The 26,443-nt window shown below is 39.6% G+C and carries 23 protein-coding genes; 13 read left to right on the top strand and 10 right to left on the bottom strand.

Going from position 1 to position 26,443, the window contains the following annotated elements; all coding sequences use genetic code 11:
• The first annotated feature begins 18 nt into the window (after positions 1-18).
• A complete protein-coding gene (locus PTET_RS18255) occupies positions 19-822 on the top strand; it encodes a DUF1338 domain-containing protein (protein WP_013463227.1) in 804 nt (267 codons plus the stop codon).
• Positions 823-1,041: 219 nt separating this feature from the next.
• Here PTET_RS18255 and PTET_RS18250 read toward each other — a convergent pair whose 3' ends face one another.
• On the bottom strand, positions 1,042-2,322 hold the full coding sequence (locus tag PTET_RS18250; RefSeq protein WP_064663025.1) for a flavohemoglobin expression-modulating QEGLA motif protein: 1,281 nt from the start codon (positions 2,320-2,322) through the stop codon (positions 1,042-1,044).
• A gap of 146 nt (positions 2,323-2,468) precedes the next feature.
• On the opposite strand from PTET_RS18250, the gene PTET_RS18245 reads away from it, so the two are divergent.
• The 7 genes from PTET_RS18245 (at position 2,469) to PTET_RS18215 (ending at position 9,280) form a co-directional block, all read left to right on the top strand.
• A complete protein-coding gene (locus PTET_RS18245) occupies positions 2,469-2,726 on the top strand; it encodes a DUF3081 domain-containing protein (protein ID WP_013463225.1) in 258 nt (85 codons plus the stop codon).
• A complete protein-coding gene (locus PTET_RS18240; protein WP_024600891.1) occupies positions 2,726-3,028 on the top strand; it encodes a hypothetical protein in 303 nt (100 codons plus the stop codon). Before PTET_RS18245 ends, PTET_RS18240 begins: the two co-directional genes overlap by 1 nt.
• 438 nt (positions 3,029-3,466) lie before the next feature.
• The gene (betI, locus tag PTET_RS18235; protein ID WP_024600892.1) at positions 3,467-4,042 is read left to right on the top strand and encodes a transcriptional regulator BetI; all 576 of its coding nucleotides are present in this window, start codon (positions 3,467-3,469) and stop codon (positions 4,040-4,042) included.
• A gap of 1 nt (position 4,043) precedes the next feature.
• A complete protein-coding gene (betB, locus tag PTET_RS18230; protein WP_058156121.1) occupies positions 4,044-5,507 on the top strand; it encodes a betaine-aldehyde dehydrogenase in 1,464 nt (487 codons plus the stop codon).
• Between the two features lie 9 nt (positions 5,508-5,516).
• The gene (betA, locus tag PTET_RS18225; protein WP_096039082.1) at positions 5,517-7,184 is read left to right on the top strand and encodes a choline dehydrogenase; all 1,668 of its coding nucleotides are present in this window, start codon (positions 5,517-5,519) and stop codon (positions 7,182-7,184) included.
• 165 nt (positions 7,185-7,349) lie between these two features.
• Positions 7,350-8,567, top strand: a complete 1,218-nt coding sequence (locus PTET_RS18220; RefSeq protein WP_013463220.1) for a BCCT family transporter — start codon at positions 7,350-7,352, stop codon at positions 8,565-8,567.
• An 8-nt stretch (positions 8,568-8,575) separates the two neighbouring features.
• Entirely contained in the window at positions 8,576-9,280 is a 705-nt protein-coding gene (locus PTET_RS18215) for a TorF family putative porin (RefSeq protein WP_096039081.1), read from the top strand.
• Positions 9,281-9,632: 352 nt separating this feature from the next.
• Here PTET_RS18215 and PTET_RS18210 read toward each other — a convergent pair whose 3' ends face one another.
• Both PTET_RS18210 and fdxA read right to left on the bottom strand, forming a co-directional pair.
• Positions 9,633-11,879, bottom strand: a complete 2,247-nt coding sequence (locus PTET_RS18210) for a carbohydrate binding family 9 domain-containing protein (protein WP_096039080.1) — start codon at positions 11,877-11,879, stop codon at positions 9,633-9,635.
• Between the two features lie 141 nt (positions 11,880-12,020).
• The gene (fdxA, locus tag PTET_RS18205; protein ID WP_008114035.1) at positions 12,021-12,344 is read right to left on the bottom strand and encodes a ferredoxin FdxA; all 324 of its coding nucleotides are present in this window, start codon (positions 12,342-12,344) and stop codon (positions 12,021-12,023) included.
• Positions 12,345-12,532: 188 nt separating this feature from the next.
• On the opposite strand from fdxA, the gene PTET_RS18200 reads away from it, so the two are divergent.
• Positions 12,533-14,140, top strand: a complete 1,608-nt coding sequence (locus PTET_RS18200; protein WP_013463219.1) for an NAD(P)/FAD-dependent oxidoreductase — start codon at positions 12,533-12,535, stop codon at positions 14,138-14,140.
• Positions 14,141-14,232: 92 nt separating this feature from the next.
• Positions 14,233-15,738, top strand: a complete 1,506-nt coding sequence (locus PTET_RS18195; RefSeq protein ID WP_096039079.1) for an amidase family protein — start codon at positions 14,233-14,235, stop codon at positions 15,736-15,738.
• A gap of 28 nt (positions 15,739-15,766) precedes the next feature.
• Here PTET_RS18195 and PTET_RS18190 read toward each other — a convergent pair whose 3' ends face one another.
• Complete coding sequence (locus PTET_RS18190; RefSeq protein WP_008114027.1) at positions 15,767-17,068, bottom strand: DEAD/DEAH box helicase; 1,302 nt, start codon at positions 17,066-17,068, stop codon at positions 15,767-15,769.
• Positions 17,069-17,385: 317 nt separating this feature from the next.
• Between PTET_RS18190 and PTET_RS18185 the strand changes: the two genes are divergently transcribed.
• Positions 17,386-17,853, top strand: a complete 468-nt coding sequence (locus tag PTET_RS18185) for a DUF3015 family protein (RefSeq protein WP_008115277.1) — start codon at positions 17,386-17,388, stop codon at positions 17,851-17,853.
• Positions 17,854-17,893: 40 nt separating this feature from the next.
• Positions 17,894-19,708, top strand: coding sequence for an Lnb N-terminal periplasmic domain-containing protein (locus PTET_RS18180; RefSeq protein ID WP_096039078.1), 1,815 nt, complete (start codon positions 17,894-17,896; stop codon positions 19,706-19,708).
• Positions 19,709-19,779: 71 nt separating this feature from the next.
• On the opposite strand, the gene dapA is transcribed toward PTET_RS18180, so the two are convergent.
• Entirely contained in the window at positions 19,780-20,697 is a 918-nt protein-coding gene (gene dapA / locus PTET_RS18175) for a 4-hydroxy-tetrahydrodipicolinate synthase (RefSeq protein WP_096039077.1), read from the bottom strand.
• Between the two features lie 172 nt (positions 20,698-20,869).
• On the opposite strand from dapA, the gene PTET_RS18170 reads away from it, so the two are divergent.
• Positions 20,870-21,523, top strand: a complete 654-nt coding sequence (locus PTET_RS18170) for a DUF6058 family natural product biosynthesis protein (protein ID WP_096039076.1) — start codon at positions 20,870-20,872, stop codon at positions 21,521-21,523.
• A 240-nt stretch (positions 21,524-21,763) separates the two neighbouring features.
• Here the strand turns inward: PTET_RS18170 and PTET_RS18165 are convergent, their stop codons facing one another.
• The 5 genes from PTET_RS18165 to PTET_RS18145 form a co-directional block, all read right to left on the bottom strand.
• Entirely contained in the window at positions 21,764-22,825 is a 1,062-nt protein-coding gene (locus tag PTET_RS18165; protein ID WP_096039075.1) for a DUF3137 domain-containing protein, read from the bottom strand.
• A gap of 12 nt (positions 22,826-22,837) precedes the next feature.
• Positions 22,838-23,422, bottom strand: coding sequence for a LemA family protein (locus PTET_RS18160; RefSeq protein WP_016899715.1), 585 nt, complete (start codon positions 23,420-23,422; stop codon positions 22,838-22,840).
• 494 nt (positions 23,423-23,916) lie between these two features.
• On the bottom strand, positions 23,917-24,204 hold the full coding sequence (locus tag PTET_RS18155) for a putative quinol monooxygenase (RefSeq protein WP_096039074.1): 288 nt from the start codon (positions 24,202-24,204) through the stop codon (positions 23,917-23,919).
• Positions 24,205-24,270: 66 nt separating this feature from the next.
• On the bottom strand, positions 24,271-25,086 hold the full coding sequence (dkgB, locus tag PTET_RS18150; protein WP_013463211.1) for a 2,5-didehydrogluconate reductase DkgB: 816 nt from the start codon (positions 25,084-25,086) through the stop codon (positions 24,271-24,273).
• A 147-nt stretch (positions 25,087-25,233) separates the two neighbouring features.
• Positions 25,234-26,406: an MFS transporter gene (locus PTET_RS18145; RefSeq protein ID WP_024600898.1), complete on the bottom strand. Its 1,173-nt coding sequence runs from the start codon at positions 26,404-26,406 to the stop codon at positions 25,234-25,236.
• Positions 26,407-26,443 lie beyond the last annotated feature (37 nt).

The following is a 26,443-nucleotide window of genomic DNA, read 5'->3' as shown; positions in this document are numbered from 1 at the left end:
TAGATTTAAGGATTTACCATGCATACTGATGTAAACACATTATTTGATAACCTGTGGCAAAACTACCTAAGCGTAACGCCATCGGCTGACAAAATTCATGACCTATTAGGCTCAACGCAAAAAGACGACATAATCAACGATCATATTGCGCTGCGTACTTTTAATATTGAAAAAGTAGGCCTTGAAAAACTAGCTGCACACTTTTTAGCCATTGGCTACAAAGAATGTGGTGAGTACCATTTTGAAGCAAAAAAACTCTACGCTAAGCACTACGAGCACAGCGATCCAACGCAACCTAAAGTGTTTATTTCTGAGTTATTAGTTGAAAAATGTTCACCTGAGCTTCAAGCAATTGTTACTGATATGGTTGCACAAATTGACGAAAGTGCGGTGACTGCCGATAACTTTTTATATTCAGGTACACATTGGCAAGTAAGCACTGATACTTACAAAAAGCTATTAGCAGAGAGCGAATATGCGGCGTGGATGTCTGCGTGGGGTTACCGTGCAAATCACTTTACTGTGAACATTAATACCTTAGCTAAGTTTGATAACATCCATGATGTAAACCAAGCTCTTAAAGATGCAGGTTTTTCACTTAATACCTCAGGAGGCGAAGTAAAAGGCTCACCAGAGGTGCTATTAGAGCAATCATCAACATTAGCTGATGAGTACGCCGTAACCTTTAGCGATGGCGATATGCGCATTCCTAGCTGTTTTTACGAGTTTGCTATTCGTTATCCAAAACCTGATGGTGAAATTTACACCGGTTTTGTCGCAGCCTCTGCAGACAAAATATTTGAAAGCACCAACGCACGATAACCAAAGCGTGTTGTATTTAAAAAAGCCCACTTTTGGGCTTTTTTTGTGCCTAATGAACGGCTTAAAACAATTTTATGTATCGATAAAACGATAAATAAAAATGACAACAATCAATTGCCCTCTTATGGGCATGCAGGCTTATGTATGTAAACTTAAACGCAGTTGCTTATTCCCACTGCGTTTTTTACTAAAGAAGGAATCTGCGCTTCCTTTTTAAAATTATAAAAACAACGGCTTATAATCGTTTTCTAATTGTTCGAATGACAAATCGCCAATAAATCGACCAAAGCTGAGCCACGTAGCAAGGCCTCTTAAATCTTTAAAATGAGGCGGCACAAATTGCGGATTTTCAATGACACCTAAGTCATGCAATTGCGATATTAATCTAAAGTCATCAATTGATATTTTACCCACCAGCAATAATGGCAACTGATCAATTCGACCAAGCTGTATCGCCACCCTAATTAAGTTGTAAACTAAAACAAAGCCTTTTATGTAAGCAATATCTTTGGTAAAGGGTAAGCCGGTTGCGGTACTGCCTCTAAAAACGCGCTGTGCAAGAGTATAGCTGTCGTCTTTTGATAAACCTTGAGCAACGTAATCTCGGTAAATATCGATAAACTCAGCGCCATCAATTACTTTCGTCACCGCTTGAATACGGTTTACTAATTTTGATAAACGACGCGGTGTTGACTTAAGAGTAATAATTTCCGTCAGTACTGCAAGCCCCTCTTGGGTCACCGTAGAGCTTGGTGTGCCTTTACTCAAGCAAGTTAAATAAGGTTGCGCTAAGCCATTTTGAGTAGTGCCTACATGGATCCAGCCCTCGTGCACTTCTAAAATATCTAATTCGCGCTGAGAAAACTTAACATCTTGATTGAGCTTAATATTATTAGCACCTGCTGCCGCATCGCTGACAATACCATCACTTAGCATTACCTCTACGTTTATTCCCGGCATGCTGGCATTGACCTGTTCAGATAAAATCCGCACCGCGTCGCTGGCATCAATATTTTTAGGATCTTCAGGCAAAATATCCGCTGCAAGTAAATTTTTTAAAGGCTGTTCAAGCATATTAGCCAGTTCTGATAGCGATGGCTCACCGGCATGAAACAAATCTTTAGGATGACCAAATAGCTCCACTGATAAGTCATGAAACTCTGGCGTACCGCGGTATTCAAGCATGCTCAGAACCGTTTTATATTCGGTACACATTTTACCCATATATTGTGCAATTGGGTTTAATTGCCCCAACTGGTTAATAATATTGCGGTGCAGTGTTGAAAATGCTTGGCGCAACTCGCTAGGAACAAATCCTAAATCGCGCTGTTGATAATAAGCACGATCAATAAGTGGATTTTTTTGACATTTTTGTCTAAAAAATTCCTCTTTAATTTGTTTATCCCAATTTATTGCATCGAGTATTCTAATGGGTGTTTGCAATGCAATGAGTTGGTCGGATAATTCACGAGTTTTCAAAAGTAACGCTTTGTCTATCATGGTAAAAGCTCAACAAAAAGTGAACTTTGAGCATAATTTATAAATGAAAAATAACAAAGCAATATCATACTTTTTAGACTATTGTTTTTATGATGATCGACCCTCACTTCTATAGCGTATGAGTGATTAAATAAAAGGGACAAACAATGAAAAATGAAATCGACAATAAACAGATTCTAGCGGTTTACGAACGCATTCAACAACGCGGAGAAGTCACAGAAGAAGGTAAATTTTATCAAGGGATCACTGCATATTCTGATATAGATGGCTACACCGTCTATTTACAAGGCAGTGGTGTTTTACTTCGCTTTGGGTTTCATAATACTTATCACCTTGATTATGAACACGACAAACACAAAGACGACTTTTTGAAAAAACTTTACAACATAGCTAATGAAGAGTGATGCGATCAACAAATAGAAGAAACAGACCAACCAGTTCGCGCAATTTGCAGTTTATTAATCAAGTTATTGCGCAATTAAAAGCAGAGCCTGAAAAACTGCAACTCATCAAAAACAACCTTGCTTATTACCGTGCGCAAACGCATTTAAAACGTGGATTTTTACTTGCAATAGAACGTTTTGATTGGGTATTTGAAGCGACCGATAATATTGATGAAATTTGCGACCAAATTATGGCTGATGATTATATTGGCAACCGTTTAAGACGTTATCCTTTGCTCTTTAAAGGCGTTGTTGAAACCTAAACAGCGTCTTTATTTATCTCTTAACTAAGTTAACATTTCTGTAAATTAATCTCATATTTCACTTCCTAAATCTTTTTTCTTGGATCTTCCCACAAACTCGCCTTACCGCTTTTTAAAGTAATCTGCCCACAAAAAATACAATTAGTACTCTAATAGTTATCACACTAATAAATAAATCACTAAAAGTTTCGCCAATTATGTAAACAAATAATTACACCGCAAAAGGCAATCAAAGAAACACACATAATAAATTGTTATTAAACGATATTTTATAAAAACCCAGCTTGTTGATATAACTTCATTTTAGACTTATTTTATTAATTATTTATCCACATTTCAGACACTCACCATTTGCACGAACCTTGAATTGTTAGAGCTATTACCTTAAGCTTATCTTTATTGAACGATCAATTAATAAAAATCATGCCTAAAGTTGGAATGGAACCTGTAAGGCGTCAGCAGCTAATTGACGCAACAATAGAGTCAGTTGCTCAAAAAGGGTTACAAGCAACCACAATTAATAGTATTAGCAAAAATGCGGGGATGTCCTCTGGCATAATTAGCCATTACTTTGGTGGGAAACAGGGGCTAATTGAAGCAACTGTGCGTTACTTACTGTCTAACTTGAAATATGACTTGATCAGCAAAGTAGATGAAAAGACCACGCCAACTCAAAGGTTAATGTTTATTGTTGAATCAAACTTTGCGCTAGTACAACAACGAAAAGACACCACTCGGACGTGGTTAAGTTTTTGGGCGCAATCAATGCACGACAAGGAACTTCATCGTTTACAAAATGTAAACAGCAAACGCTTGCAAAGCAATTTAACCGTTTCATTTAAGCAATTAATGCCTTTAGCGCAAGCAAACCTCGCGGCAGAGTTAACCGCAGCAATGATCGATGGTTTATGGCTACGAGCCGTATTAAGCCAATCAGACGAAAATCAGTTTAAACACAGTGAATCACTGGCTAAAAACTACGTGCATTCACTTATCAAGCAATATGGAGCCTAACGTGACTACACCTATCTATCAAAACTTTATCAACGGTCAATTCCTTGCAAACAAAAGCGGCGAAACATTTGATGTAGTAAATCCTGCAACCGGCCAAGTAATTTATGCCGTTGAAGTTGCCGATGAATACGTTCAAAACGCAGCAATTGAAAGTGCAAAACAAGGCTTTAAAGTTTGGTCAGCCATGACCCCTATTGAGCGCAGCCGTATTTTATTAAACGCCGTTGCTATTTTACGCAAGCGTAATGATGAGCTTGCACTAGTTGAAGTGCTCGATACCGGTAAACCAATGCAAGAAGCTAACTGCGTAGATGTTGAAACAGGCGCAGATGTAATTGAATATTTTGCAGGCCTTGCCCCTGCGCAAGTTGGTCAACAACAAATGGTTGGCGATGATTTTTACTACACACGCAAAGAGCCTTTAGGTATTTGTGCTGGTATTGGTGCATGGAACTACCCATTACAAATTGCATGTTGGAAGTCTGGCCCTGCCCTTGCTGCGGGTAATGCATTTATTTTTAAACCTTCAGAAGAAACCCCGCTTGGCGCAATTAAATTAGCCGAGGTGTTTATTGAAGCAGGTGTACCCGCTGGCGTATTCAATGTAGTTCAAGGCGCGGGTGAAGTAGGCCAATGGCTTACTGCACATCAAGATATTGAAAAAGTATCGTTTACTGGTGAAGTAGGTACCGGTAAGAAAGTCGTCGCCAGTGCAGCAGGTACATTAAAAGATGTGACTATGGAACTAGGTGGTAAATCGCCGTTACTTGTCTTTGACGATGCCAATATAGAGCAAGCAGTAAGCGCGGCAATGTTAGGGAACTTTTATACCCAAGGTGAAATTTGTACTAATTGCACTCGTATCTATGTTCACAAAAATGTGTACCAGCAGTTTATTGATGAGCTTAAAACTCGCACCGAAAACAATATTATTGCCGGTGATCCACAAGATTTAAACACTAACTTTGGCGCGCTTATTTCTAAAAAGCATCAAGATTTAGTGCTGAGCTACATCAACAAAGGCCTTGAAGAAGGGGCAACGCTATTAACCGGTGGCTCAACGCTTTCACCAGCATCTGCGCCAAATGGTTATTTTGTAGCGCCAACCGTATTTGTTGATTGCAACGATGAAATGACGATTGTTAAAGAAGAAATTTTTGGCCCAGTAATGAGCGTTTTAGTATTTGATGACGAAGATGATGTAATTGCACGTGCTAACGGCACTCACTTAGGTTTAGCTGCTGGCGTATTCACAAGCGATATTAAACGTGCTCATCGCGTTATTCATCAGCTACAAGCGGGGATTTGTTGGATCAATGCTTACGGTAACTCGCCGGCAGAAATGCCTGTAGGTGGCTATAAGCAATCAGGTATCGGCCGCGAAAACGGCATACAAACGCTTGATCATTACACGCAAACTAAGTCTGTTTATGTTGGTATGGCTGACATAGAAAGCCCATTTTAAGGAATCATTATGAACCACTCTTTTGATTATATTATTGTAGGCGCGGGCTCAGCAGGTTGTGTGTTAGCAAATCGCTTGTCTGAAGATTCAAGTAACAAGGTATTGTTACTTGAAACCGGCGGCAGCGATAAAAGCATCTTTATTAAAATGCCCACTGCTCTGTCGATACCAATGAATACCGATAAGTATGCGTGGCAATTTCATACGCAGCCAGAAAAGTACTTAGATAACCGTGAAATGCACTGCCCACGCGGTAAAGTGCTTGGCGGCTCATCATCTATTAATGGCATGGTGTATGTACGTGGTCATGCGAAAGATTTTGATGAATGGCAGCAACATGGCGCTAATGGCTGGGATTATCAAGCCTGTTTACCGTATTTTAAAAAAGCAGAAAGTTTTTACCTAGGTGAAAACAGCCATCGTGGTGGAAAAGGCCCCCTTGGCGTTAATAACGGTAATAACATGGAAAACCCTTTGTATAGCGCCTTTATTGATGCTGGTGCTCAAGCGGGTTATGCCACTACAGCTGATTATAATAGTGCTCAACAAGAAGGCTTTGGCCCTATGCACATGACCGTTAAAAACGGTGTGCGCAGCTCAGCCTCTCGTGAATATTTAGATCCGATTAAACATCGCAGTAACCTAACAATTGTAACCGGTGCACTTGCGCAGCGCGTTATTTTAGACGGTAAAAAAGCAACCGGTGTTGAATACAAGCTCAATGGTACAGTTAAAACAGCCAAAGCAAGTAAAGAGGTTATTTTAAGTGCGGGCTCTATCGGTTCTCCTCACCTGTTACAACTGTCCGGTATTGGTGATACACAAATACTTGAAAAAGCAGGTGTTGAAGTAAAACATCACCTACCAGGTGTTGGTCAAAACTTGCAAGACCATTTAGAGTTTTACTTTCAATATAAGTGTAAACAACCCATTACCTTAAACGGTAAATTAGGCTTGTTTTCTAAAGGTTTAATTGGTGCAAAATGGCTGCTTACCCGTAAAGGTTTAGGCTCAACTAATCACTTTGAATCGTGTGCCTTTATTCGCTCAAAACCGGGGGTAGAGTGGCCTGATATTCAGTATCACTTTTTACCGGCAGCGATGCGTTATGATGGACGCAGTGCTTTTGCAGGGCATGGTTTTCAAGTGCATGTAGGTCATAACAAACCTAAAAGTCGTGGCAGTGTCACTATTGCCTCAGCAGATCCGACGCAGCCGCCAAAGATTGTGTTTAATTATCTTGAGCATCAAGACGACATTGAAGGCTTTAGGGCGTGCGTACGTTTAACGCGTGAAATTATTGAACAAGCTGCCTTTGACGACTTCCGTGGTGAAGAAATTCAACCAGGGCAACAAGTTCAAACGGATGAGCAAATTGATGCCTTTGTGCGCCAAGCAGTGGAAAGTGCTTACCACCCTTCTTGCTCTTGTAAAATGGGTGAAGACGACATGGCTGTAGTTAACTCAAATACCCAAGTGCATGGCATGCAAAGCTTGCGTGTAGTTGACTCGTCGATTTTTCCAACCATACCTAATGGTAATTTAAATGCGCCTACCATCATGGTGGCCGAAAAAGCCGCTGATATTATTTTAGGTAATAAGCCTTTAGCTCATACAGGAGTTGATGTTGTGAATGCCACTGATTGGCAAACTTCACAACGAAATAAAACCCTTTAATTTAGCCTGCCATAAAGGCCACTCTTTTAGCAAAATGCTTTAAGGAGTGCCTTTATGCGCCTTGCAGTGGCTCACAAGCATAAATAGGTTATGCCTGTGTTAATGCAAGCACAATAAAAAACGGAGTATATATGTGTTATTTTTATTCATTCTGGGAGGGCGATAATGACTATTTGGCTTAATGCAGGCATTATTTTCACCTTACTTGCCATTGTTACTATTTTAATAAAATGGGGCAATGTACGCGTAGTAGGCGTCACACCAGTGAGAACATTCACTTTTATAGCAATCCTGTTTACCTCGGGCCTAGACGTTGGCCTTATTATGTTTCCTTTAACCGAATTTGCCGGTTATGCAGACATAAAAGCAAGCCCAGAATATGCATTTGCCAATCCTCTCTCAATTGAGTTTGGTTATTGGGGATTTTTAATTTGGGGATTTTATTTTCTTACGTGCTTTTATTTCTGTGTAATAGAACCCAAAGTGAAGTTTTTTGAAATTCCATGGGTTAAGTTTTTAAACAATGTGGTCATTATTGGTACTTGTGCGTTTACCGCTTACTTATTACTGAGTAACTTGCCGTGGTATTTACCTGAACTCGGTGATGGCTCAAATGTTATTCCTGCGTTTTACTTAATCGTGCTTGCCGCTATTTGCTTTGCGGTGTATTCAAGTACCGATATTAAATATGTGCGCTTTTTAAGTATTGCAACTACTTGGTTGTTTATCGCCCTAATTGGCTTTATGTGGGCTGATGCCTTCTTATTTGGCGACAGTGAACTCTCTGCATTTACTAAAAACATCGGATTAATTGGTAATTACTTTGCCAACATCAATGAGTTTGTATTACCACTGAATGATTACCATGAGTTTTACTTATTTTGGTGGTTTGCGTGGAGCATTATGATTGGTCAATTTACATCGCGTTTTGTGGGCGGTTTAAAAACCTATCAAGTCCTTGGTGCTATGCTGATTTTCCCATCGATTCCAATCGCTATCTGGTTTAGTGTGTTATATCACTACCATGAAGCCGGTATTCCAACCGAGGGAATCAAAAACTTTGCTATGGTGTTTGTAGGTATCGTATTTGTTATTAACTCGCTCGATTCACTGATTCGTTTATACACAGATAATTTAAACCTAACCGTAAAACGCTTTGGTAAATTTAAATATATTGCCATGAACGTTGTCGCTTTGTCGCTACTAACATTGCTATTTAAGCTTGAGTTTTTGCAAATTCAATGGGTTGGTGCTTTAGTTATAGGGTTATTCTTTATTTGCCTTGGTTTTATTGCCTACAGCAAACTTAAAACGGTCAGCAATATCGAAGGATCGCCTAAAGCGAATAAAATTGATTACACAAAAATAGAAACTATCAGCTAGGAAAACACATGAACAATAAATTAAAACAACTTTTTATCGCTTTACCTTTCACCGTTTTATCAACAACGGCAGCGGCTAACTGGTCAACAACGATTACGGCTGCATCTGATTACACCTTTAATGGTGTATCACAAACAGATAACGATCCGGCACTGCAAGCAAGCCTTGACTACGCGTATGATAACGGTGTTTATGCCGGTGTATGGGCATCAAACGTTGATTTTGGTGATGACACCGACTTTGAACTAGATGCTTACGTAGGCCGATACATTCAGTTAAACGAACAAGTAAACCTGGATTACGGTATTGCTTATTACACTTACCAAGGTAATAACAGCGATGGTAACTACGCAGAAGCGTATACTAAATTTGGTTACGCCAGTGACTACGGCCAAACAGAGCTTAACTTTTGGTACAGCTGGGATTACTTTGGCTACGATACTGGCCATGTGATTTCTATGATTGCGCACACTTACGAGCTTGCGCCAAATCATGCGATTCGTGCCAGCTTTGATATTTCAAACTCACTCGATGGCAATAAGTTCCAATGGGATGAAGCTAAGGGCGACAAATCGTATTATCACTACCGCTTAGCATACCAAACGAGCTATGAAGGGTTTGGCATTGAAGTGGCTGCTGAGAATACCAGCCTAGATTACGATTACGCAGATGAGCGAATTGTACTTGCTATCTCACGTACATTTGATTTGTAATAGTTAGCAGGGTCTGTTGTACTTTTAAGATTGAATTTGCAGCAGCCTGTTTGGTATTTAGGCAAAGCAGAGCCTATGTAGTGTTATTCCCCATAAATAGGCGATAACGTAGCATTAATGCCAAACAGGCGATGCCCAAAGGGTTCTTCCTAGGGGCGATTTACTCTTTGTTGCTCGGTTTTTACTTAGCCCACTAGGTTACAAACCTCGCGCCGCGATTAAACACCCCCTAGTTTGAACAAATTTCAATCCACAAAGGTCAACAGACCCTAGTAAATATAAAAAAACACGCTACTGGTTAGCGTGTTTTTTTATTGCCTAGCAAAATCTTACTTTTATATTATTTATAGCGTTATAATTGCCACGCATAACTGACTTTAGTAAAGAAAGTACGTTGGTCTCGCTCAATCCTTTTTAACGAGTCATCCTGATAACCTTTATCTGAATACCCTAAGTAAAATAAGGTTTGTGCGTTAATTTTGTATGAGTACACCAGCTGACTACCGTAATCTTTGTTGATTTCGCTAACCTGATAAAAATAAGCATCTTCATTTCTGTCTATATCTTCAAACTGTAAAATCAGTTTAAGCATAGCGCGCATACTAAACTTATAATAAAGCCTAAAATCAATAAGGTTTGCGGTAAAAACACGTCGCCCTTGGTAATCATCTAAATGGCTATAATTATGCCTAACATCGACCTGCCAATGGTTATTAATATCCCAAACAGCCTGCGATTGTGTGGTTAAAACATCGCCTAGCTGCTCATTAGTGTAATCTATACGGCTTGCATATTCGGCATATAACGATAATCTCAGATCTTTTGACGGTCTAAAAGCCGTATAAAAATAACCAATATTTTGGTTATAAAACTTGCCGTTATAATTTTCATAGCGATTTAACAAACCCAGCTCAAATACAGACTGCTTTTGACCTTGAAAGGTCATGTAACCTTCGTATTCTTCTTCAAGTAACTCGCCATTTTGCGCCCAGGTTTTATCCCAATCGGCGGTGTATGACCAGGTTGTTAGCATGTCATGTTCATCACCATACCAAGTTTGTCCGCCACCAAAGCCTACTTTTTCATAGTCTACCTTTTCTTGATAACCTAAATCGGTCCGGTAATCCTCACCAATATTGTCATAGGTCGCGTAGAGCTTATAATCGCGCTTATCGCGTGTCAGCTTTAATGCATAAGCCCGATCAGACTGAGACTCTGCTAAATTGTAGTTATCAACTAAAAACTGCGAGTTGTTGGTATCAGCATGGGCTATTTGGTAATTAAGCGTATCTGACTGATTAAACCAATAGCTGCCATCAACCGATAGCACCGTATTATGGTAGTCGCTACTTTCGCGATGCGTTGAAGTAACACCAATAGTGCCTTGTTGGCCAATATCATATTGATAACGTGCCACCGCCGCTTTGGTTTTATCATTTAAGTTAGCAAAGCCCGAGCCTTGGTTACTTGGCAATAAAATATTACTGTTATCGTCATCTGCAAACATCAGCGCATAACTGTGACTGTCGGTTTTACCGGTGAGCTTGGCGCCAATATTTGGCTCAGCTATGGTACGTGTATAAAGGAGTTCAAATAAATTACTTTTAAAATAAGACGCGCCATCTAAGAAAAACGGACGCTTTTCAGCGTAATAAATAGAGTAAGTGGTGTTTACATCCAGTTCTAACGAATCGGTTTCTACCTGAGAAAAGTCTGGATTTATGGTGGCATTAATTACTGCATCTTTGGTAACCCCCCAACGAAGATCAAGCCCAACCTCAGTGTCTACATCGCCATTATCCCACGCACCCGGTACTTGTGTTTTTTGATCGTTTCTCAGTGCGGTTAATGTTGGCGTTAGCTGTAGGTTTTTACTTGGTGCTAAATTATTAAATCCGCTTATTTTGTCAAACTGACATAAACTACATTTAATATCACGGTCAAAGCCTGTGCTTGATAATTGATACAACACATCACGCTGATAGTTTCGCATTACAGCAAAACCCCAGGTAGATTGATCTTTATTTTGCGCAAATCGCAGCGCTTTAAACGGAATACGCATTTCAACTACGTAACCTTGCTCGTTTATGGTACCGGCACTGTCCCAAATGGCATCCCACGATAAGTCTGACACCCATTCATCGGTATCCGTCATGCGAAGGTCACCTTGAGCGCCCAGTGGGTTTACATAAAACTCATAGCCTGTACGTTCATCGTTAAAGGTATCAATCACCAAACCGACAGTATCATCTTGCCAGAGGGTATCTCTATCACGAAGCGCCGCGCGAATTTTACTCGGATCGGGGTCGTAAGCTACAAACGCCACATATAAATTATGACCATCGTCATAAAGGTATGCATCTGTTTTTACTGGCGGTGTGCCTTTTTCATTCGGCTCATCTTGGTAGTTTACCGCAACATGTGTTGCTTGTTGCCAATGTGGCTCGTTAAGCACGCCATCTACATCAATATTTTTATTAATGTGCGCGAGTTGATAATTAAGCTTATCGGCAAGTGCATTAGGGCTGAGAGTTAAACCGAGGCTGAAGCTGATAAAAAACAGCAATGTTGTTATTTTTATAGGTATAAAGTACTGCATAAACATCCATTTAGGTTTATTTACTTGTTAAAAGTAAACTTTGCTCAGGAGTGTAAATTATACAGGTACATTTGTTAATAGTTGCGCGCTATTATTTGCAATAAAATTAACAAAAAACTAATACACAACGAAGTGGAATGATTATGTGTCGAGAAGTTTTAATTTATTAGCCACACCATTCCAGCTATCGGCATCTTCCGGGGCGGGTTTAACTTGGGTGATGCGTGGCCATATTTCTGCTAGCTCCGCATTTAATTGGGTAAACTCTTTTTGCGATTCAGGTAATTCATCTTCTTGAAAAATAGCATCAGCGGCACACTCAGGTACGCATAAACCACAGTCAATACAGTCAATAGGGCTAATAGCCAAAAAATTAGGACCTTCAAAAAATGCATCTGCAGGGCATACTGATACGCAATCAGTGTACTTACATTTTATACAATTTTCGGTGACTACAAACGCCATAATGGTTTAATACCTAATGTTTCACAATAACAGCTGCGGATCATACCCAACCCTTACCAAAACACAATAAATAAGTGCCAAAAGTGGGCAATTTAACGTAACATATGGCGCTTATAAATCAGCGCTTTGTGCACACCCCTTATTGTGAGCGGAATTTAATCCCCGCTATGACACCTAAAGAGATATTAATGATACGTTTAACCGAAATAAAGCTGCCGCTTGACCATGACGAAAATGCCATTGGCCAAGCCATCATCAATAAATTAAATATAAGCCCAGAGCAGCTACACAGCTACAATGTGTTTAAACGCGGTTACGATGCACGTAAAAAAAGCGCCATTTTACTGATTTACACGCTTGATGTTGAAGTGGATAACGAAGCACAACTGTTAACCTCGTTTGAAAAAGACCAACACGTTAAAGTCTCCCCTGACACCAACTACAAATTTGTAGCGCACGCCAATAGCAGTATTAAAGAACGCCCTGTGGTAATTGGATTTGGCCCTTGTGGCTTATTTGCCGGTTTAGTGTTGGCACAAATGGGTTTTAACCCAATTATTTTAGAGCGCGGTAAAGAAGTGCGTGAGCGCACCAAAGACACCTTTGGCTTTTGGCGTAAAAAGGCCCTTAATACAGAATCAAACGTACAGTTTGGTGAAGGTGGCGCAGGCACGTTCTCAGACGGTAAGCTCTACAGCCAAGTAAAAGACCCTAAACATTATGGTCGTAAAGTCATTACTGAGTTTGTAGAGGCCGGCGCTCCTGAAGAAATTTTATACGTGAGTAAGCCGCATATTGGTACCTTTAAACTGGTAACCATGATTGAAAAAATGCGTGCACGTATTATTGAACTTGGTGGAGAAATTCGTTTTAGCACGCGCGTTGACGATATCCATTTAGACAACGGCCAAGTGACTGGGCTTACGCTTTCTAATGGTGAACAGCTCGAAACTCGCCATGTGATATTAGCGGTTGGCCACAGTGCCCGCGATACGTTTAAAATGATCCACGATAAAGGCATTTATGTTGAAGCTAAACCCTTTTCAGTGGGCTTTAGAATAGAACATAAGCAATCAATGATTGATGAATGCCGCTTTGGCGATAATGCGGGTAACCCTATTTTAGGCTCTGCAGATTACAAATTAGTACACCATTGTAATAACGGCCGTACTGTATATAGCTTTTGTATGTGCCCTGGCGGCACAGTAGTTGCCGCAACATCTGAAGAAGGCCGAGTCGTCACCAATGGCATGAGCCAATATTCACGTAGTGAACGTAATGCTAACAGCGCTATTGTAGTGGGTATTTCGCCAGAAAAAGACTTCCCTGGACATCCCCTAGCCGGCATTGATTTACAGCGTAAACTAGAAGAGCAAGCCTATGAACTTGGTGGTAAAAACTACGATGCCCCTGCACAGCTTATTGGCGACTTTTTAAAAGGTAAATCATCGGCTAATTTAGGCGATGTACAGCCTTCGTATACGCCGGGCATAAAACTGACTGATTTGAGCAACGTATTACCTCCTTTTGCGATTGAAGCCTTGCGTGAAGCAATTCCTGCTTTTAACAAGCAAATTCGTGGTTTTTCAACTAATGATGGCTTACTCACTGGGGTAGAAACGCGTACTTCATCACCAATAAGTATCAAGCGCGATAAAACCTTCCAAAGTATTAATACTAAAGGGCTTTACCCTGCAGGTGAAGGCGCGGGTTATGCGGGTGGTATTTTATCAGCGGGTATTGATGGTATTAAAGCCGCAGAGGCGGTTGCGTTATCGATGCTAGAAAACGCCTAACTCGATTTAATCGACCTTTATCGAAAAACCTCACAATGTGAGGTTTTTTTGTGCTAAAAATAACCTGTGTTTCCATAAAATAGATAATAACAATGATTATAAAACGGCTACTTTTAACCTTATGTGTTTGTACAATAACTAACTTACACGCAGCGGCTAACAATACAGAGCTTAAAACTATTAGTGACATTCACAGCGCCTATAAAAATAATAGCACTACAGCTGAACAGCTTACCCGCACTTATATCGACAGAATAAACGCGCTCAATCCTAAATATAATGCAGTAATTAGTATTGAGCCCACTGCAATTGAACAAGCCAAAGAACTCGATGCACTGTTTAAAGCCGGAAAATGGGCAGGCCCTTTACATGGTATTGCGGTATTACTAAAAGATAACATTGAAACAACAGGTACATTACCCACTACAGCGGGCTCATTAGCACTTAAAAATAACATTACCAATAAAGATGCCTTTGTGGTTAAACAATTACGCCAAGCAGGCGCTATTATTTTAGGCAAAGCGAACTTAAGTGAATGGGCTAATTTTCGCTCATCGTATTCGTCATCTGGTTGGAGTGCAATAGGTGGGCAAACCCATAACGCCCATGATGTAACGCGTAATCCGTGTGGCTCAAGTTCGGGCTCTGCTGTCGCGGTTGCTTTAAATTTTGCACCTATTGCGCTGGGCACTGAAACCGACGGCTCAATTACCTGCCCTGCATCTGTTAATGGGGTGTACGCCATAAAACCCAGTATGGGACAAGTTTCGCGCGCAGGCGTGGTGCCACTTTCTAGTAGCCAAGATTCGGTAGGCCCAATGGCACATTCTTTAAAAGATGCACTCGCAATATTGTCTGTCATTCAAGGGGAAGACCCTAATGATGTATCAACACTCAACGTAAATAGAAAGCTTGATAGTATAGCGCCTAAGCCGTCACTGAGAATAGGCGCTTTACCTGCCAGTAAGTTTACTGTGGAAACACAAAAACTTTACGCTAAACAGCTACAAGCATTAAAAGACGCAGGTCATACCGTTGTCAATGTTGAAGTAAAAGATGATTTAAGTACACTTTACGTTGATGAATACGCCATCTTGCTTTACGACTTTAAAGCCGAAATTAATCACTATTTAAGCCAAACACCAACGCAAGTAACGGTAAAAAGCTTAGACGATTTAATCGCATTCAATACCGCAAATAAACAGCAAGAAATGCTCTACTTTGAGCAAGATATTTTACAGCAAGCTAACGCGGTTGATTTGAGTGAGAAACAACAATATCAAAAAACCAAGGCGCGTTATCGCGCACTAGCAAACCGCGCTATTAGCAATTTATACCGCAATAATAAGCTCGATATTGTGATTGCACCCACCGTTTCGCCCGCCTGGAAAACCGATTTAATTAACGGTGATAACTTTAAAGGCAGTAGTAGTTCATTGCCTGCCATTGCAGGAACAACCCATATCACTTTGCCAGTAGGTAAAGTAAGCCACTTACCGGTTGGGCTGTCGGTTATTGCTAATCAAAATGCTGAAGCGGCTGCTTATGCGTACGCTGCTATTATCGATAATGTATTAGGCATAAAAAAACCTGAGTAAACTCAGGTTTTTTAATGGCTTAGCTATCTTACTTTTTAAGTGATAGCTTTTCGCCTTTTAAGCTTTTACGTACATTAGAAATACGCGAACGGTTCTTCGCTCTCGCTTCACCGGTAGCTTGGCCTGATGGCTTATTAGCACGGGTGCGGCGTAAATGCGCTGGCTTTTTACCAATTTTATCAATCAGTACTTCACGATTACTTACTTCGTAACCTTCTAAGTAAACACGTTTAATTTTTTGACCAATTAAGGTTTCAATTTCAAACAACATATTTTCTTCTTCGCGGCTAACAAACGAAATTGCTTGTCCTTGGTTACCAGCACGGCCTGTACGGCCAATGCGGTGTACGTAATCTTCAGCAAGCCAAGGTAAATCAATATTAATAACGCGCGGTAAACCGTCAATATCAATACCACGTGCTGCAACTTCTGTTGCAACTAGAACGCGTACTTTGCCTTCTTTGAATTCACGTAACGCACGACGACGGTTACCCTGCGATTTATCACCATGACACACTGCCGCTGGGATACCGTCTAGGTTAAGCTCAGTGACTAGCTCATCTGCGGTTTCTTTCATGTTTACAAACACCAGCACTTGCTGCCAGTTTTTCTTACCAATTAGCTCAGAAAGTAACTCTTGCTTACGGCGCTCTTCTACCGGGTAAACCACGTGTTGTACTGTGCTTGCGGTGCTGTTAGTTTGATCAACACGCACAATTTCAGGTTGCTTTAGCACTTTAGAGGCAAATTGTTTAATTGCTGCTGGGAAAGTTGCTGAAAACAATAAGATTTGACGCTCATCAGCACAGCTTTTTATCACGCTTTGCATGTCATTAATAAAGCCCATATCGAGCATACGGTCAGCTTCATCAAGTACTAAGTGTTTTACTTGGGCAAGGCTTAAGTTACCTAAACGAATATGATCAAGTAAACGCCCTGGTGTTGCTACTACAATATCCACACCTTCTTTGAGTGCAATTTCTTGTCCTGCAGTATTAACACCACCAAATAAACTCACTACTTTTAGCGAAGTGTACTTAGCAAAGTCTTTAAAGTTATTCGCTATTTGCTCAGCAAGCTCACGCGTAGGTGCAAGGACTAAGGCGCTTGGCGCATTCGTAGTACTGCTATCTGACTCAAATAACTTTTGGATAATAGGGAGTGCAAAGGCAGCGGTTTTACCTGTGCCGGTTTGAGCACTCGCTAAAACGTCTTTACCTTTACGAACAGCCGGAATAGCTGCGCGCTGAATGGGCGTAAGGGTGTGGTAATTAAGTTCGTCTAACGCCTGAATAAGTTCAGGGGCAAAACTAAAAGATTTAAAATTCATTGCTGTATAACCTGCGGCCACATTATCAAGGGTCGCAAATTATACAGTAAAATCGCTTAAACAGTTAGTTTTAAACACCAGAAACCACTAATTTATAAAATGCGGGGTAATTAGCTATTATTAGACGCTGTTTGAGTTAGCTAAATGATTTTAACTCGCAATATTAATCCTCGCTTATTCACTTCTTTATTGCGATTTTATAAACTTTACACCGTTCTTTTACATTGTGTTACATAACCATTTGCATTTAAATAAAAAAAGCAGGTACACTTTCCCGCCCATTTTGTTGGGTGAATATAAATTAAAGGAAATTAATAATGATAAAAAGATGTTTAACTGCTGCGGTATTAGTAAGCGCGTTTGTTTCAATGCCGTCACAAGCAAAAAGTGGCATCAACCCATGGCAACAATGTGGTATTGGCGCGATGGTTTTCCCAGATAATGGCGTTGCTGCAGCAATTTCTAATATTATTTGGGATTTAGGCACAACTGCAGTGTCTTCTAACATCTCTTCAGTAGAAAGTTGTGAAGGCGCTAACGTAAAAACAGCGCAGTTTATTCAACAAACTTTTCCTGTATTAGAACAAGAAATAGCACAGGGTGAAGGCGAGTATATCGCTGCAATGCTTAACGTACGTGGTTGTGATGTAACTGCACATCAACAAATTATCACTTCGGTACGTAACGATTACGCAAACGCGCCAATAGACAATGCACAAGCATTTTATGAATTAGTTGAAGGTAAAATTACAACTAACTTTTCATCTCAATGCGCTGCAATCTAATAATTAAAGGGCTTAACAGCCCTTTTTTTTTGGTTAAACAATGAAACCTCTATTTTATTTAATTAGTGCTTTTTTATTCATCTCTTTCTCAAGCTCTGCCACGCAATCTATCTCTGTTTTAGCCAAACACCCAATATGGTTGAAATTAGGGCATTACAAAAACCAACCAGCTACCATCAGTTATATTACTAACTCATTTTTTATTGCAGATAACGGACGTACTGATCCGGCTGCCGAATTAAAAGCAACAATCCATGCTTTTAATAACCAGCCCTCAATGCCATGTCGCTACCCTGCTCGTTACCAATGGCTCAAAGAGCAAGGTTTAACCTTTTCAATGCCAGCTGCAGAGTGCCCAAAATTAAAGCAATGGCGAGAGCAACAAGCAATTCACTCTGTTAGTTTAATATTTGCATCTGGTTATATGAGTAATCCCGCATCATTATATGGTCATTTATTACTTAAACTTAATCGCTCGACCGAATCAAAAAACAAATTATTAGATTACAGTATTAACTATGGCGCACACGTTCCAGACAATGAAAACGGCTTGGTGTATATTATCAAGGGCTTGTTTGGTGGTTATAAAGCCGGTTTTTCAGATCAATTGTTTTATCGCCACCAGCACAACTATGGTGAAATAGAATTAAGAGATTTATGGGAATATACCCTCAATCTAAACGAGCGCGATGTGGTTTTTATTGCTAATCACTTATGGGAAATTTTAGGCACTGAATTTGATTATTACTTTGCCGATGAAAACTGCGCGTTTCATCTTGCTCAAATTATTGAACTTGTTATTGGCGATCAACTAACCAGCGAAGGCGCTCCTTGGGTAATACCAGCCACTATTTTTTCAAGATTAAACACGGCCACTTACCAAGGCCAATCGGCGGTTAAAAAGATCACATTTACCCCCTCGCGCGACACTGTATTTACCAAGCATGTTCAATTTTTAAGTGAAAAAGAGCTCAGCTTTGCAAAACAAATCTTTGCCGAATCACCTGTACTTAAAAACGAATCGTTTTTAGCTTTGCCAGTACACTCTCAAAAAGCCATTATTGGCGCTTTATTTGAACTCGTACAAGTAAAACAAATTCAAAAGCAAACCCCAGTAAAAATAAGTGAGTTAAAGAATGCACTTATTAAAGCGCGCTTAAAGCTGCCAATGGGCGAAAACAAAGTAAAATTTCAATTTACCCAACAGCCACCACATCAAGGGCAAAAGCCCTCTAATAGCTCAGTTTCTGCGGTGCACACGGCTGAGCAAACACAGTACACTTTGGGTTTTAGGTTGAGTTATTTTGATACCCTTGCCTCTGATATTGCCCGCATTCCATTTTCTAATTTAGAAATGTTAGATACCGAGCTGATGTTTACTGATGGCGAAACTTACATAAACAAAGTTCATTTATTAGATTTGGAGTCATTCAATCCAAACCAATTATCTTGGGCTAATGAATCTAAGTGGTCGTGGAAAATTAATGTTGGATTCGACAGACAACCAGCACTGTGCAGAACCTGTAAACGTAGCTTTGTTATGGGGGGAGCCGGACAAGCTTGGCAATTTAGCAACAACACCTTAGCCTATAGCTTAATTAATGGTTATTTAGGTGATTTAGCTAAAAACAGCCACTTTTATTATTCGTCGGGAGAAGTGGGGATTATTACTGGTACTGACTCAGGTATTAAACTCAGAGCATCCTACGAAAAGTCATTCTTAAATGCTAAAAACTCTGCGCAAACCAAACTAGAACTGGCAGTGCCTATTAGCCAAGATATTGATATTAGATTAGCGGTCACTCACGCTAATTCAGTTATGTGGCAGCTTAAACTCAACTACTATTGGCAATAATATAAAAAGCAGCCTCTGTGTTCACAGTAGGCTGCTTTGAAAATTTAGTATTTAATAAATAGTCTAACAGTTTAAGATAAAATCAAAACCTTACTAATATCCACACACTGCGCTCGACTACCGACAAAATCTTGCTCATTAAGCTGATTAATTAGGGTTTCACCTTGTTGCTGTTGCTCATCGCTAAGCGGCACATAAGGCATTCTAAACACTGGGTTAACCGCGCCTGTCATGATCATCGCGGTGTTAATGGCAATTGGGTTTGGCTCGCAAAACAGCCAGTTCATTAATGGTTGTAATGAATTATTAAGCGCATCATTTTTGCTATCCATTAATTGACGGAACAAACCCGGGATCAAGTTAGACGTAACTGAAATAACGCCATGTGCTTTATGAGTATGGCGTGCATCGTGTGCTTCGTCATCATTACCAGACCAACACGCAATACCTTGTTGTTCATAGTGCGCTATACGCTCATTGCCACCACATTCTTTAACACCAATAAAGTGCTCATGCTGGGCCAGTGGTTCAATAATATCAGGGGTGAGGTCTTGGCCTGTGCGCCCTGCTACGTTGTAAATAAACGCCGGACCAATATCAAGCACACGTTTAAAGTGTTCTTTAACACCGGCAATTGATGTGCGCCCGTAGTAAGGGTTAATTTGTAATGAGGCATGCATGCCGCTGGCAAAACCATATTTTGTTGCTTTAATTGCTTCGCGCGTATTGTTACTACCGGTGTTACCTATAATCAGTAATTGCTCACCAAATTTATTGGCACTGTGCGCAATTAGCATTAAATGCTCTTCCCAGTTCATTAACTGGCCTTCACCGGTGGTGCCACCAACAACTATGCCGTCAACACCCGCTGCAATTTGTATTTCAACGAGTTCATCATACTTTGCAAGATCGATCTCACCATTGGCTAAGTAAGGTGTTTTAATTGCAGTAATAAGGCTTGCTTGTTTAATTTGTTCTAGGGTGCGCATAAAAAAATCATTGTTATTAATACTTGCCCTATTTGTACCATATTTACCGCGCTATTTGCAGTGATAGCCAGTATTTAATTATAAAATGGCTTGTGTTATTGAGTTTGATGATACAAAATAAATAACTGTATAAATAAACAGTATTTTGTTTTTTACTATTAAGCGAGCCACTATGCGTTTATCTGACTATTTAAGCACTCACTTTTATCACACTGATGAGTTATGCCAAGCACTCAACATAGACACTGAAACTCTTGAAAATTGGCAAGCACAGAGCATTTTCCCTAAACCCAGTTATTGCATTAAAAATCAAATGAGCTGCAGCTCTTATTCAGGGTTGTATGAATGTGAAGAATACGACGATTATTATCCCCGAGGTTGTGTAAATTGGGGGCAAGGATTAGTTAAACAAAAAATTGAATCATCTAACCAAGCTTTTAATTTGTTTGCTCAGCACTATACCCAGTGCTTGGCTAAGCTTGCACAGCAAGGCTTTATATTTAACGAAGAATTGTTTGGCTGTGAAATAGATGAACATTTACAGCAAGTGTGGCAACAATTTTTATGCAGTAAATATGGGGTGCTTACCCAAAATGGCCTAATTGATGAAATTGTGGCTGTGGATATTGGCAGATTATTAGTAGACGATATAACCGAGCTGCGCAGCAAAGCCAGTTTAGATAAGGATGAACGCATCCGCATTCACCCTGCTATGAAGCTTCTAAATAAAGCCCTTAGCCATGGCGCCGATCACGAAAAGCAACTCACATTACGTAGCCGCTATATTGATGCCCTTATTTTAAAATACGACTTATCGATTAAGTAAAGGGTCGTGTTTGGCTGAGGAGTTTAGCTATTTAAGGTTGTTATTTGAATGCTGCTAAAGCCCTGAACACATTTTTTGTGCTTTTATTGTTTGCTCAGCTTGATTGTTTTTAATCCCTATAGCAGTAACGAATTATGTGAGAATATTAACCGTATTTGAGAGCCCTAAGTTATGGCTATATTTCTTCTATTCGAGGTAAATCGATAAGAACTTAGCTGTAGTGGAGCTTTAGGACCTATATTAAGACTTACTGTCCAAGTTATTTTCTTTTGAGACTCTACGAGCTGCCATTAGGTCTAGATTCAATTGTTTTGCTATTGATATGAGCAAGGCCAACTCTTGTTCAATAAGTGGTAACGCATTAATTTCAAATGCAGACTGGTCGATCCAAGTTGGCTCTAAGAGGTTTTCTGTATGCCGAATAAAAAATACGGCTTTATTGCCAACAAATTCACATTCAAGTTGAGTAGCATTAACTTTCATAACAAAGGCGTATAATAACGACAGCAGTTGTTCCATCATAACCGGTGTTAGAATATAACGCGCTAAAACCTGATCATTTGAATAAACTTCAAATTTATTTTCAAAGTCGACGTTTTCTAGGGCGACTTTCTCAGTTGCTTTGTTATCTTTAGTGAGCCAGTTTAATACCTTGCCATGATCATGTTTCACAAGCGTATGTGAATTAAAATTAAAAGGCATTGTAAGTAAGACTAAACACCCTTTAAATACTCTATTACTACCATTTTTACTTCTTTTATGAAGAGTTAACTCAGTAAATTCAAATCCAATGTCGTCTATCTTTCCTGTTACGCAGTCTTCAGTTTTTAGATAATCAAAATTAGGAGCAATAGCTAAATTTTTGATGTCGTTTGCTTGTAAATTCGATTTAAGTGAATAAGTAAAGTCGCCATACATTTTCACAAGGATTGGCATTACTTTAAGTTTATAATGACGAACATAATCAAGCGCTGGCTTGTATGCCCATCCGGTTCCGATACAAAAAGATACTGGAATTATATACAAGAAACTACCGTCTTCACCTGCAAATAAAGCAAAAATAGTAATCAAAGCCGCGATAGGCAAAATTACAAAGTTTAGCTGACGCTTACGTTTAATAAATTTTGCATGCAATGACTCACGATTTAGCTCAATTGACTTTAATTGAGGCTTAATGTCATTTTCAAATGTATTTTTTAACTCATCTGATGCATAAGCGTTATTAAGCTCTTTATTTTTTCGCCCAAAGCGTAGTTTAAAAGCATCAAAATAATCAGTGAATTCTGATATTTTATTCAACATATCAAATCCTTATTAAGAATCTAATATGTCTGTGGCAATGACTGGTTGACGTTCAGACTCTGAGACCTCAAAGAAAGCAACAGTTCGAACACCTATTATGCTTGCAATAATATTCCCAGGAAACACCTGAATACTATTTCTAAGTACTCGATTTGCACTATTAAAGTTGCGTCTTGCCGCTGAAATATGTTCTTCGATGTCAGCATAGGTACGTTGTGCATCAAGCATAGTTTTATCTGACTTAAGTTCTGGATAGTTTTCCACAGCAACCATTAAACCCGATAGTGAGTTTTGCAACTGTCCCTCTAATTTAAAACGCTCATCAGTATCATTATTACTACTTGATTGTAATATGTTGCTGCGTAAACGTGTTATCTCTTCAAGCAGCTCTTTTTCATGACTCATAAACTTTTTAGCGATAGCTAAAATATTAGGAATTAATTCTGTTCGCTTTTTCAATTGTACATCTATACCAGAAAAAGCCTCTTGCATCGCATTTCGTTTAGTAATAATTGATACATACCATGCATAAAAAATAACAACAAAAACAACGACGATTGCGATCACAACCCAGTTATTACTGAAAAACTCTGACATATCAATCCCTTGTTAAAAAATAGTCCATCACAAACTTTATAACATAATTAATTTTAAAAAAAAACGTTAAATAAATAACCTGAGATAAATTAACTTTATTAAATGATCCCAACCTAAAAAAGATCCTGAAATTGTTCTACAAAACTTACTATTATTAAACTCTACATTTAATTTCTTGCAACTTGAGAAGGTTAGTTTCAATTTTAAATAAATGTCGTTGCAAAACTTAAATCACAGACATGAAAGTGCAAGCTCTTTGTAGTTAAAGTAAGTACCAGATTGTTAGGTATCTCCAGTAATCGAAACAATATCTTCAAAAAAACACTTCAAGCGCTCTTTCGACTCTTCCGGCGACAGTTCTTCACGCAGAGGATTTGAGTGAGTTGCACCATTATACTTATAGAATGGCTTATATTTGTAGGGAGTATTTGGAAATCATATTAAAAAAGGGAGCTGTAAGTTACAGCCCCTACTTGGGCATTAGCTTTGTGCTGCTAACCAATGGTTTTATACACATCAATATTAGTAGAGGTAATAAATGTACCGACTGCATCACCAAACGCTTTAAAGTGGGGCGCGTTTTTATGGGCTTCAAAGTGCTCATTAGACGCCCATTGCTCACTCACTAAATAGGTGGTTTGCTCAGCCTCGTTTTTAACTGATAGTTCGTAACGCAGGCAGCCTACTTCTTGGCGCGAGGACTGTTGTAAGTTTTCGAGCTCGGTTAAGAGGGGCTCTGCATCGCTATTTTCACTCGATAGTGTAGCAATTACCGTTAACATGGGTGTTCCTTGTTTCAAAAATAAAGGTGCAGCTCAACTGCACCTGTTTTAGTTCTGGCTTTTTGGTTATTGATCCCACTGTGGTGCAAAGTCAGGCGTTGCTTGGCGGTCGTTGCAATCAAGGCCATCAATTCGCGCTATATCTTCATCATCAAGTTTTACCTTGTCGTTAAAGTTATCTTCTAAGTTTTTACGCTTGGTCGATGATGGAATTGTGGTCATGCCGTTCGCATTTTCCCATGCAATAACCACTTGCGCTGGCGTTGCATCGTGTTTATTAGCAATATCTATAATGGTTTGATCGTTTAACACTTTACCAACCACAAACGGCATATAGGCTGTTACATGTATGTCATGTTGAGCACAAAAGGCGCGCAGTTTGGTATTGGTTAAATAGGGGTGCACTTCTACTTGGTTAGTAAATATTTCACGCGAGTCTAACGTTTGCATCGCTTCTTTTAAGTTCGCAATAGTGAAGTTTGATACACCTATATGTTTGGTTAACCCTAACTTTTTAGCTTTTAGTAGCTCAGTCAGGTATTCGCTCATAGGCTCATTGTTTGATGGTGCAGGCCAGTGAACTAGCAATAAATCAACCGAGTCAACTTGCAGCTTTTCTAATGACTTTTCTACACTTGCGATAAAGTCGTTTTTATTGAGTTTATTGTTCCATACTTTGGTAGTAATAAATAACTCATCTCTGGGAATATTACTGTCTTTAATGGCTTGGCCGACTTGCTCTTCGTTGCCATAAATTTGCGCGGTATCAATATGACGAAATCCTACTTCTAACGCCATTTTTACAGATTCATAAGCAGTTTTACCTTCTAAACGAAAAGTACCCATACCTAAGTCTGGCATTTCAATTACACGTTGTGTCATAGCTTTATCCTTATTAAATAATTGGTTTAAAATTCAAACGTCGTGTTTACTAAATACACCGATTACTTTTTGATTTAAAATTTCGACCTCATGAAAATACTGAGGTCATTCATTTTTATTTCAAGACTAACCTACATAAGTTTCGCTTTATTTAGCCTGAACATTTTGTTTATCTAGCCTGCCACTGTACCGGGTGACTATTAAAGCCAGCAATGAAACAACGGCGCCAATCCATGCGGTATCTTTTAGTTCCATGTGCTCTACTACAAGGCCCCCCGTAATAGAACCCAATGCTATGCCAATGTTAAATGCTGCTATATTTAATCCAGATGCAACATCGACTGCGTTAGGAGTATGTTGCTGAGCTTGCTTAACAACATAAAGCTGCAAACCAGGTACATTACCAAATGCAAATGCCCCCCAAACTAATATGGTTAATACGGCAGCAACCTTTGACTCCATGGTAAAAGTAAATATCAGTAGAATTACAGTAAGTGCACTAAAAATAATGCTCAGCGCACTGATCGGGCCTCGCTTGTCAGCTAATTTTCCACCCCATATATTACCAACAGCCACTGAGACACCATATACCAGCATAATTATGCCAATTGTTGAAGATGCAAATCCAGTCTGCTGCTCTAAAATGGGGGCCAAGTAAGTAAACGCAGTAAACGTGCCGCCATAGCCTAAAATTGTCATTAAATACACAAGCAGTAATCTAGGTTTAGTAACAACTTGAAGTTGCTCTTTAAAGGTTGCCGGTATTGATTGCTTTAAATTTTTAGGTACTAATACAGCACTTCCAATTAAAGCGATAATACCAAGTGATGACACCACTAAAAATGTAGCGCGCCAACCAAAGTGCTGCCCTATCCAAGTACCTAATGGCACACCCGTTACTAGCGCTACCGTAAGGCCGGTAAACATAATTGCAATGGCGCTAGCCTCTTTATCTTTACTTACTAAGCTTGTCGCTATCATTGAGCCAATAGAGAAAAATACACCGTGAGCAAGTCCAGTTAAAATGCGTGCTATTATTAACGTTTCGTAGCTAGGGGCTTGCCAAGCTAATAAGTTACCCATAACAAATAAGCCCATAAGACTTATAAGTACCACTTTTCGGCTCCAGCGACCCGTTAATGCAGTGAGAACCGGTGCGCCAATAGCTACACCAACCGCATATAAGCTCACTAGTAAGCCTGCTGATGGTAAGCTCACGCCTAAATCGTTTGCAATAGTTGGCACTAAACCCACTATAACAAACTCTGTTGTTCCAATTGCAAATGCGCTTAAGGTAAGCGCCCATAAAGCCAATGGCATAGTTACATCCTCATTTTTAAAATAGATGTACAGTGTG

Origin of the sequence: Pseudoalteromonas tetraodonis (assembly GCF_002310835.1) — a bacterium.
GTDB lineage: Bacteria > Pseudomonadota > Gammaproteobacteria > Enterobacterales > Alteromonadaceae > Pseudoalteromonas > Pseudoalteromonas tetraodonis.
This window is presented reverse-complemented; position numbering and strand designations above follow the sequence as displayed.